Annotated in this window: 8 protein-coding genes; 5 read left to right on the forward strand and 3 right to left on the reverse strand. The window is 69.1% G+C overall.

Features of this window, described 5'->3' with window-relative positions:
* The 4 genes from K206_RS38850 to K206_RS0120520 form a co-directional block, all read left to right on the forward strand.
* Positions 1-289 (forward strand): helix-turn-helix domain-containing protein (locus tag K206_RS38850; RefSeq protein WP_043366943.1); only part of this gene is annotated, 289 nt, incomplete at its 5' end.
* A complete protein-coding gene (gene ampD, locus K206_RS0120510; protein WP_052165945.1) occupies positions 282-905 on the forward strand; it encodes a 1,6-anhydro-N-acetylmuramyl-L-alanine amidase AmpD in 624 nt (207 codons plus the stop codon). The genes K206_RS38850 and ampD, both read left to right, overlap by 8 nt.
* A 511-nt stretch (positions 906-1,416) precedes the next feature.
* Positions 1,417-4,359 (forward strand): ribonucleoside-diphosphate reductase subunit alpha, encoded by a 2,943-nt coding sequence (locus K206_RS0120515; protein ID WP_020204266.1) that lies wholly within the window; start codon positions 1,417-1,419, stop codon positions 4,357-4,359.
* A 75-nt stretch (positions 4,360-4,434) separates the two neighbouring features.
* Positions 4,435-5,646 carry a ribonucleotide-diphosphate reductase subunit beta gene (locus K206_RS0120520; protein WP_029043871.1) on the forward strand — a complete coding sequence of 404 codons (1,212 nt, stop codon included), beginning with the start codon at positions 4,435-4,437 and terminating at the stop codon, positions 5,644-5,646.
* A gap of 94 nt (positions 5,647-5,740) precedes the next feature.
* On the opposite strand, the gene K206_RS0120525 is transcribed toward K206_RS0120520, so the two are convergent.
* Both K206_RS0120525 and K206_RS0120530 read right to left on the reverse strand, forming a co-directional pair.
* A complete protein-coding gene (locus K206_RS0120525) occupies positions 5,741-6,067 on the reverse strand; it encodes a thioredoxin family protein (protein ID WP_020204268.1) in 327 nt (108 codons plus the stop codon).
* A 47-nt stretch (positions 6,068-6,114) separates the two neighbouring features.
* The gene (locus K206_RS0120530; RefSeq protein ID WP_020204269.1) at positions 6,115-7,047 is read right to left on the reverse strand and encodes a DMT family transporter; all 933 of its coding nucleotides are present in this window, start codon (positions 7,045-7,047) and stop codon (positions 6,115-6,117) included.
* A gap of 150 nt (positions 7,048-7,197) precedes the next feature.
* Here K206_RS0120530 and K206_RS0120535 point away from each other — a divergent pair, with 150 nt between their 5' ends.
* Positions 7,198-8,115, forward strand: coding sequence for a LysR family transcriptional regulator (locus tag K206_RS0120535; protein ID WP_020204270.1), 918 nt, complete (start codon positions 7,198-7,200; stop codon positions 8,113-8,115).
* A gap of 12 nt (positions 8,116-8,127) precedes the next feature.
* Here the strand turns inward: K206_RS0120535 and K206_RS0120540 are convergent, their stop codons facing one another.
* A complete protein-coding gene (locus tag K206_RS0120540; protein WP_020204271.1) occupies positions 8,128-9,054 on the reverse strand; it encodes a recombination-associated protein RdgC in 927 nt (308 codons plus the stop codon).
* Positions 9,055-9,197 lie beyond the last annotated feature (143 nt).

Consider the following 9,197-nt stretch of genomic DNA (forward strand, 5'->3'; position numbering starts at 1 on the left):
CGGGTACGGTGAACCGGCGCCGGGCGACGCCGCCGGCGAGGCCGGCCGCGTCACCTTCCCGATCGACCTGCCCGGCCGCCTGGAAGCGCTCGAGCGCGACCTCATCCTGCAGGCCCTGCAGCAGACCGGCTTCAACCGCACCGCGGCGGCGCCGCTGCTGGGCCTGAGCTTCCGCCAGCTGCGCTACCGCATCCAGCAGCTGGGCATCCGCGAAGGCCGCGAGGATGCCGCCGACGACGCCGGCGGCGAGGGCCTGGATGCCGCCGCCCACGGAGGGCGCGATGCCTGAGCACGTCCACGGCGCCGCCGTGCCTTCCGCCCCGGCCGCCTTCCGCCCCGACCCCGCGGGCTGGGTGCCGGCCGCGCGCCGCGTGCCGTCGCCCAACTTCGACGCGCGCCCGGCCGGCCTGCCGGTGGACCTGGTGGTGATCCACAACATCAGCCTGCCGCCCGGCCAGTTCGGCAGCGGCGACATCGAGGCCTTCTTCCAGAACCGGCTCGACCCGTCGCGCCATCCGTTCTTCGCCACCATCCACGAGGTGCGTGTCTCGGCGCATTTCCTGGTGACGCGCACCGGCGAGCTGGTGCAGTTCGTGTCCTGCCTGGACCGCGCGTGGCACGCGGGGCAGTCCGAGTTCCTCGGCCGGCCGCGCTGCAACGACTTTTCCATCGGCATCGAGATCGAAGGCAGCGACGACCAGCCGTTCACGTTGGCGCAATACCACACCGCCGCGGCGCTGGTGCGTGCGCTGCTCGCCGCCTACCCGGTGCGCGCGCTGGCCGGGCACAGCGACATCGCCCCGGGGCGCAAGACCGATCCGGGCCCGCATTTCGACTGGGCGGCCTTCGCGGCGGCCGCCGGCCTGGCTTCCGGGATGCTGCCCTACCGCAAAGGGCGGCCCTGAGGCAAGCCCGCGCCGCGCGTTCTGGGGGGATCGAGCGGGCAAGGGAAAACCCTGATAAAGTCCGGCCCCTATCGAAGCGGCCCGGGCAATCGAAAAAATTTCTTTTCATGGTGCGGTAACGTACCGCCGGGCGGGATCCCTTGCGTCTCTTGGGCTGGCGGGTTTGGTGCGGGACCGCATGCCCCCGCCGCCACCGGCTCCGCTTCAAAAAGGCGCTTGTCAAGACTGGTCAAGCCGCTTCATTTCACTATACTTAGTCCAGTTTTTCGCATCGACCACTATATCTAGTGGTGCTTTTCGGGGAGCCAGCCTAGGTGTGCAGTTACCGCCGCGGCGCGACAGCGCGTAGCGTGCGGTCCGCCCGAGGACTGGCGCGTCACAAGAGTCCCAGCAGAATCCAGCAATGCAGTTCGCCCCGGCCGGTCAGGGCCGGGCGAGCCGTTCCATCTTGCGGTTTTTTGCTCGGGACTCTTTGTCACTCATAAAACACGGGTAAGAACAGGAGTTCCTCATGCAGACAGCCCAGAACGAATTTTCCACCGGCGCCGTCGCCGCCGGTGTCGCAGCCAACCCGCAGTCGAGCCCCGCTGCTGCCGGCGCTGGCAACTACCAGGACTACAAGATCATCCGCCGCAACGGCGCCGTGGTGGCGTTCGAGCCGAGCAAGATCTCGGTGGCCGTGACCAAGGCCTTCCTGGCCGTCAACGGCGGGCAGGGTGCCGCTTCCGCGCGCGTGCGCGAGGTGGTCGAGCTCGTCACCCAGAACGTGGTGCGCGCGCTGCTGCGCAGCCGCCCGAGCGGCGGCACCTTCCATATCGAGGACGTGCAGGACCACGTCGAGCTGGCGCTGATGCGCTCGGGCGAGCATGAAGTGGCCCGCTCCTACGTGCTGTACCGCGAGAAGCGCACCCAGGAACGCGCCCAGGCCAATGCCCAGGCGGTTGCCCGCGTGCAGGAAGGCGGCGCCACCTTCAACGTGAGCGACGGCGGCGTGGCCCGCGTGCTCGACGTGAGCTCGCTGCACGCGCTGATCGACAACGCCTGCTCGGGTCTCGGCGACGCCGTCAGCGCCGAGCCGATCCTCCGGGAAACGCTGAAGAACCTGTACGACGGCGTGCCCATGACCCAGGTCTACGACTCGGCCATCCTGGCCGCGCGTACCCTGATCGAGAAGGACCCGGCCTACAGCCAGGTCACCGCGCGCATCCTGCTGCACACCATCCGCAAGGAAATCCTGGGCACCGAAGTGACCCAGACCGAGATGGTGTCGCGCTACGCCGACTACTTCCCCAAGTTCATCGCGCGCGGCATCGAAGCCGAGCTGCTCGACGAAAAGCTGGCCACCTTCGACCTGGCCCGCCTGGGCGCCGCGCTGGACGCCCAGCGCGACTTCCAGTTCAACTACCTCGGCCTGCAGACCCTGTACGACCGCTATTTCCTGCACATCGACGAGACGCGCATCGAAATGCCGCAGGCCTTCTTCATGCGCGTGGCGATGGGCCTGGCGCTGGGCGAGAAGGACCGCGAAGGCCGCGCCATCGAGTTCTACCAGCTGCTGTCGTCGTTCGACTTCATGTCGTCCACGCCGACCCTGTTCAACGCGGGCACGCGCCGCTCGCAACTGTCGTCGTGCTACCTGACCACCGTGTCGGACGACCTCGAAGGCATCTACGAGGCGCTCAAGGAAAACGCGCTGCTGTCCAAGTTCGCCGGCGGCCTGGGCAACGACTGGACCAACGTGCGCGCGCTCGGCTCGCACATCAAGGGCACCAACGGCAAGTCGCAGGGCGTGGTGCCGTTCCTCAAGGTGGTCAACGACACCGCCGTGGCGGTCAACCAGGGCGGCAAGCGCAAGGGCGCGGTGTGCGCGTACCTGGAAACCTGGCACCTGGACATCGAGGAATTCCTCGAGCTGCGCAAGAACACCGGCGACGACCGCCGCCGCACCCACGACATGAACACGGCGAACTGGATTCCCGACCTGTTCATGAAGCGCGTGATGGAAAACGGCGAATGGACACTGTTCTCGCCGGCCACCTGCCCGGACCTGCACGACAAGGTCGGCCGCGCCTTCGAGGCCGCCTACCTCGGCTACGAAGCCAAGGCCGCCAGCGGCGAGCTCAAGCTGTTCAAGAAGATCCCCGCCATGCAGCTGTGGCGCAAGATGCTGGGCATGCTGTTCGAGACCGGCCACCCGTGGATCACCTTCAAGGACCCGTGCAACATCCGCAGCCCGCAGCAGCACGTGGGCGTGGTGCACAGCTCCAACCTGTGCACGGAAATCACGCTCAACACCAACGAGAGCGAGATCGCCGTGTGCAACCTGGGTTCGGTGAACCTGGTGGCGCACCTGAAGCAGCAGGCCGACGGCACCCAGGTGCTCGACCACGCCAAGCTCGAGAAGACCATCCGCACCGCCATGCGCATGCTCGACAACGTGATCGACATCAACTACTACGCGGTCGACAAGGCCAAGAATTCCAACCTGCGCCACCGTCCGGTCGGCATGGGCATCATGGGCTTCCAGGACTGCCTGCACGTGCTGCGCCTGCCGTACGCCAGCGACGCGGCCGTCAAGTTCGCCGACACCTCGATGGAAGCGGTGTGCTACTACGCCTACCTGGCCTCGACCGAGCTGGCCGAGGAGCGCGGCCGCTACAGCAGCTATGACGGCTCGCTGTGGGACCGCGGCATCCTGCCGCAGGACTCGCTCAAGCTGCTGGCCGAGGAGCGCGGCGGCTACCTGGAAGTCGACATGTCCTCGTCGATGGACTGGACCGGCCTGCGCGCGCGCATCAAGCAGCACGGCATGCGCAACTCGAACTGCATCGCGATCGCCCCGACCGCGACCATCTCGAACATCATCGGCGTGTCGGCCTGCATCGAGCCGACCTTCCAGAACCTGTACGTGAAGTCCAACCTGTCGGGCGAGTTCACCGTGGTCAACGACTACCTGGTGCGCGACCTCAAGGCGCGCGGCCTGTGGGACGAGGTCATGGTCGCCGACCTGAAGTACTTCGACGGCTCGCTGTCGCGCATCGACCGCATCCCGCAGGACCTGCGCGACATCTACGCCACCGCGTTCGAAGTCGAGCCGAGCTGGCTGGTGGAAGCGGCCAGCCGCCGCCAGAAGTGGATCGACCAGGCCCAGTCGCTGAACATCTACATGGCCGGCGCCTCGGGCAAGAAGCTCGACGACACCTACAAGCAAGCCTGGCTGCGCGGCCTGAAGACCACGTACTACCTGCGCACGATGGCGGCCACGCACGTGGAGAAATCCACCGTGTCGCGCGGCTCGCTCAACGCCGTGTCGTCGGGCAGCGACGGCGGCCTGGCCGCCTCCGGCCTGGACCGCGCGGCGGCCTCGGCGCCGGTCATGCCGGAAGCCGAAGGCGCGGTCTGCACGATGCGCCCGGGCGACCCCGGCTTCGAAGAGTGCGAAGCCTGCCAGTAAGCTGAAAGCCGCCCCCGTAAGCCCAGAGTGGGCCGCGGGTGCGGCCCACTGAAGAATTTCACGGAGAACCACATCATGCTGAGCTGGGACGACGACGTTCAAGCCACTCCGCAGGCCGCACCGCAGCCTGCTCCCCAACCCGCTTCCCAACCCGCCCTGCAAGCCGGCCTCGGCGCCGACCAGCAAGGCGTGCTGCCGCCTGCCGCCACCCAGCCGGCCGGCGCGGGCATCCTCGGCAACCATGCGAACGCCGCCGCCGTGCAGAGCGACCGCCGCGTCAACGTGGCCGACAAGCGCGTGATCAACGGCTCGACCGACGTCAACCAGCTGGTGCCGTTCAAGTACAAGTGGGCCTGGGAAAAATACCTGGCCGGCTGCGCCAACCACTGGATGCCGCAGGAAATCAACATGTCGCGCGACATCGCGCTGTGGAAGGACCCGAACGGCCTGACCGAGGACGAGCGCCGCATCATCAAGCGCAACCTCGGCTTCTTCGTCACCGCCGACTCGCTGGCCGCCAACAACATCGTGCTGGGCACCTACCGCCAGATCACCGCGCCGGAATGCCGCCAGTACCTGCTGCGCCAGGCCTTCGAGGAAGCGATCCACACGCACGCCTACCAGTACATCGTGGAGTCGCTCGGCCTCAACGAAGCCGAGATCTTCAATGCGTACCACGAGGTGCAGTCGATCCGCGACAAGGACGAGTTCCTGATCCCGTTCATCGACACGCTGACCGATCCGTCGTTCAAGACCGGCACGCCCGAGAACGACCAGAAACTGCTCAAGTCGCTGATCGTGTTCGCCTGCATCATGGAAGGCCTGTTCTTCTACGTCGGCTTCACGCAGATCCTGGCGATGGGCCGCCAGAACAAGATGACCGGCGCCGCCGAGCAGTACCAGTACATCCTGCGCGACGAGTCGCTGCACTGCAATTTCGGCATCGACCTGATCAACCAGATCAAGCTCGAGAACCCGCACCTGTGGACCGCCGAGTTCAAGGCCGAGCTCACCGAACTGTTCAAGAAGGCCGTGGACCTGGAATACCGCTACGCCGAGGACACCATGCCGCGCGGCGTGCTGGGCCTGAACGCGCCGATGTTCAAGGGCTACCTGCGCTTCATCTGCAACCGCCGCTGCCAGCAGATCGGCCTGGAGCAGATGTTCCCGAACGAGGAAAACCCGTTCCCGTGGATGAGCGAGATGATCGACCTGAAGAAGGAACGCAACTTCTTCGAGACGCGCGTGATCGAGTACCAGACCGGCGGCGCGCTGAGCTGGGACTGAGGCGCCGCCGGGCCGTCGCCCGGCAACTGCCGACAAGCCCCGCATGCCTGTGGCATGCGGGGTTTTTTTTGTCCGCGCCGGCCGCGCGCGGCCGTCAGCCGCCGATCTGCCGCAGCGCCTTCTCGATGGCCTCGGCGCCGTCCGGGCGCACCAGCCGCGCCACTTCCGCGCCGTCGCGCAGGAACACCAGCGTGGGCCACAGCCTGACGCGGAACGAGCGCCCCAGCGGCCGGCCGCTGCCGTCCTCGATCTTGACGTGGCGCACGCCGGGGTAGGCCTGCAGCGCGCGCGCCAGGTGCGGCTGGGCGCGCAGGCAGTAGCCGCACCAGGGCGCGCCGAACTCGATCAGCGCGGGGCCGCGGAGGGCGTCGATCTCGGCGCGCGCGGGCTCGTGCGCGGCATATTGCTCGGTCATCGTCATGCTGGCGTCTCCTGGCCGGTGGTAGCGGCAAGCTTAGCCGATGGCGCTCAAGCCTGTGCCGGCGGCGCGGCGAGCGCGGGCTCCGCCTTGCCGAACCGCACCGTCGCCAGCAGCGACGCCGCCACGATCAGCCCGCCGCCGGCCCAGGCCGTGGCGGAAATCCGCTCGCCCAGCCAGAGGCTGGCGAACAGCGCGCCGAAGGCCGGCTCGCTGCCCATCAGCAGCGCCACGCGCGTGGGGCTGCTGCGCCGGATGGCGTAGTTCTGCGCGAAGAAGGCGAACAGCGTGCAGGCCAGCACCAGGTAGATCACGCTGCCCCAGAACGCGCCGTGGCCGGCCAGCGCGGGCAGCGGCTGCCACTGCGCCGGCATCAGCGCCAGCGCCACCGCGGCGCTGCCGCCGGCTACCACGCCGGACTGCACCGCGGTCACCGTCAGCGCCGGCAGCGGCGCGGCGCGCATGACGCGCTTGGTCGCGCAGACGATCAGCGCGCGCAGCGCCGCGGCGGCCAGGATCAGCGCGTCGCCGGGATTGAAGGCGAGCGCGCCGTCGCCGGCCAGCAGCCAGGCGCCCGCCAGCGAGAGCGCCACCGCGGCCCATTCGAGGCGCGCCGGGCGGCGCTTGAGCAGCAGCCATTCCACCAGCGGCGTGAGCACCACGCACAGGCTGATGAGGAAGGCCGCGTTGGCCGCGCGCGTGAGCAGCACGCCGAAGGTTTCGCACAGGAAGATGCCGAGCAGCAGCACGCCGGTGCCGAGCACGCCGCGCAGGGCGGCGCGGTCGGCGTGGCGCAGCGCGGCCAGCGCCGGGCTGAGCAGCACGAAGGTGATGCCGAAGCGCAGGGCCAGCAGCCCCAGCACCGGGTAGAAGGCCAGCGCGCCCTTGACCACGCCGTAGCTGCTGCCCCACACGATGGCGACGGCGAGCAGCATGAGGTCGGACAGCATCAGCAGGCGTCTGGAGGAGGTCGGGGTGGGCATGGTCGGTTCCGGGATGGCGTGAAGGGCGGAAGGGACATTGTCCGGTTTTGCGCTGGCGCTGATAATCGGGTCTGCGTGCACAGCTTTCATGTCGCCGATGCACAGATCCGGGCGCTACCCGCCCGCCACCGCCGCCGCGCCGGAGTGCCGATGAACCCGACCGATTTCCTTGCCCTGCTGCCCGACATGGCGGTGTTCGCGCGCGTGGTGGACGCCGGCAATTTCTCGCTCGCCGCGCGCCAGCTGGGCAGCACGCCGTCGACGGTGAGCCGCCAGATCAAGCGGCTGGAGGAGGCGCTGGCCACGCGCCTGCTGGAGCGCTCCACGCGCAAGCTGCGCATGACGGAGTCGGGCGCGCAGGTGTACCGCCATTGCCGCGACATGGTGAGCGCGGCCTCCGGCGCCGTGGATGCCGCCGGCCAGCTGGCGGCGCGGCCGCAGGGCACGGTCAGCGTGAGCGCGCCGACCGCGTTCGCCAAGACGGTGATCCACCCGCTCGTGCCGGGCTTCCTGCGCGCGCACGACGGCATCGACCTGCGGCTGGTGTTCACCGACCACGAGGTCGATCCGCTCGAGCACGACCTCGACCTGGTGATCCGGCTGACCGGGCAGCCGCCGCCCGGGCTGGCGGGGCGTCGGCTCGGCGCGGTGCGCTGGGTGCTGTGCGCGTCGCTGGCCTACCTGCGCGCGCGCGGCACGCCCGCGCATCCGCGCGAGCTGGCGCGGCACGACTGCCTTTATCTCGGCGAGACCGCCGACGACAACCGCTGGCGCCTGCGCCGCGACGGGCAGGTCCATGCGGTGGAGGTGAGGGGGCGCTATATCGCCAACCATGCCGGCGCGCGGCTGGAGGCCGCCCAGCAGGACCTGGGCATCGCCGCGCTGCCGGAGTTCGCCGCCGCCGGGGCGCTGCGCGACGGCACGCTGGTGCGCGTGCTGGCCGACTGGGAGTTGCAGGCGCGCGCCTACGTCGGGCCGGTGTGGCTGCTGTATCCGCCCAACCGCTTCCTGCCGCCCAAGGTGCGCGTGCTGATCGACTACCTGGCCGCGCACCTCGGCCCTGTGTGAGCCGCGGCGGGCTCAGGCTGCCTTGCGCTCGGCCGCCTCGCCCGCCTTGCGCTCGCCGCCGAGCGCCGCGGTCAGGTCGGCCAGCAGGCCGGCCAGCTCGCCCGCCATCATGGCGAAGTCGCCGTCGAAGCGCTCGTCCTCGTCGCGCGCGCTCGGATCGGCCTGCTCCTTGATGACGTCCAGCGGGGCCACGCGCTTGACCGCCAGCGATTCGGTCAGCACGAAGGAGACGCGGTCGTTCCAGGTCATCGCCAGGCGCGTGCAGCGCTTGCCGGCGGCGATGTGGCGGCGCAGGTCCTCGGGGTCGAGCGGGTGGCGCACGTAGCGCACGGTGGCTTTGCTCTCGGCGCTGGACTGCAGCTCGATCTCCTGGTCCACGGTGAAGCCGGCCGGCGCCGTGTCGCTGGACAGCCACTCGGTCATGGCGGCCACCGGCGACAGGTTGACCTGCAGCGTTTCCAGCGGCAGCGGGTCGATCGACTTGAACAGCAGGCTGCGCACTTCGTCGGCCTTGGCCGGGGCGGCGGCGTCGATGGCCAGCCAGCCGTTGACCGGGTCGATCCACACGCGCGTGTCGCGGCGGATGCTGAAGGCGCGCGGCAGCAGTTCCTCGGTGACTTGTTCCTTGAGCTCGCGCATCTGCTTGCGGCCGGGCTTGAAGCCCTGCTGCTCCTCGATCTCGGCGGCGCGCGCCTTGGTGACCTGGTTGACCACGGTGGTGGGCAGGAGCTTCTTCTCGGTGCGCAGGGTCAGCAGCATCTGCTTGCCGACCAGGTGGACCAGCGCGCCGTTTTCACGCGGCGAGGCCCAGCCCTGGGTCTGCATTTCCAGGCTGGTGCCCGGGAAGAAGGCGTGGCGCGCGAGGCCGGCCTCGACTTCGTCGGCGGCAAGGGTCCACGGCGCGGACAGGCGGTGCAACTGGAGGTTCTTGAACCACATGGGAATTCGGCCAAAGGGACCGATTCTAGCCGGTTAGCGTGACCGATGCGGTAACAATGCGTGAAGCGCCCGCGCGGGACGCCGCGGGGCAACGCGGAAGCGGCGCGCAGGAAAGCAAAGGGGCCGGGCTGCCCTGTGGCAGC

Source organism: Cupriavidus sp. WS, from assembly GCF_000395345.1.
GTDB lineage: Bacteria > Pseudomonadota > Gammaproteobacteria > Burkholderiales > Burkholderiaceae > Cupriavidus > Cupriavidus basilensis_B.